This window comes from Cupriavidus phytohabitans (genome assembly GCF_017815025.1).
Lineage (GTDB): Bacteria > Pseudomonadota > Gammaproteobacteria > Burkholderiales > Burkholderiaceae > Cupriavidus.
This window is the reverse complement of record NZ_JAGIQB010000241.1, coordinates 1-563: the sequence shown is the minus strand read 5'-3', so window position 1 is coordinate 563 and position 563 is coordinate 1. Positions and strand designations below refer to the sequence as shown.

General features: G+C 61.6%; 1 protein-coding gene. It reads left to right on the top strand.

The features are described from left to right. Positions 1 to 563: IS5 family transposase (locus J8I34_RS34330; protein WP_209808619.1), on the top strand; the 563-nt coding region annotated here is incomplete at both ends.

The window sequence follows — 563 nt, the reverse complement described above, 5'->3', positions numbered from 1 at the left end:
GGGTGCAGATCAAGGGGCTGGATTCGAGCAATACCGTAAGCCGACGCGACGTGAGGCATTTCTGGCGACGATCGTGCCGTGGGCGGCGTTGTGCGCGGTGATCGAGCCGTACTATCCGAAGGCCGGCAACGGCCGGCCGCCCATTGGCCTGGAGCGGATGCTGCGCATCCACTTTTTGCAGCACTGGTTCAACCTGGCGGATCTGGCCTGCGAAGAGGCGCTGTATGACAGCGCCAGCCTGCGCCGCTTCGTTGGGATTGACCTGGGTCGTGAACCTGTGCCGGATGCCACCACGCTGCTGAAGTTTCGCCGCCTGTTGGAAAAGCACCAGCTTGCGGAGCGGCTATTCGCTGAGGTAGGCCGGATCCTGCAAGCCAGCGGCGTGAAACTGAAAACCGGCACCATTGTGGATGCCACGATCATCGGTGCCCCCAGTTCGACGAAGAACGAAAAGAAGGCGCGCGACCCCGAGATGCATCAGACCCGGAAAGGACAACAGTGGTTCTTTGGGATGAAGCTGCACATCGGCGTGGACAGCCAGAGTGGGTTGGCCCATTCGGCAG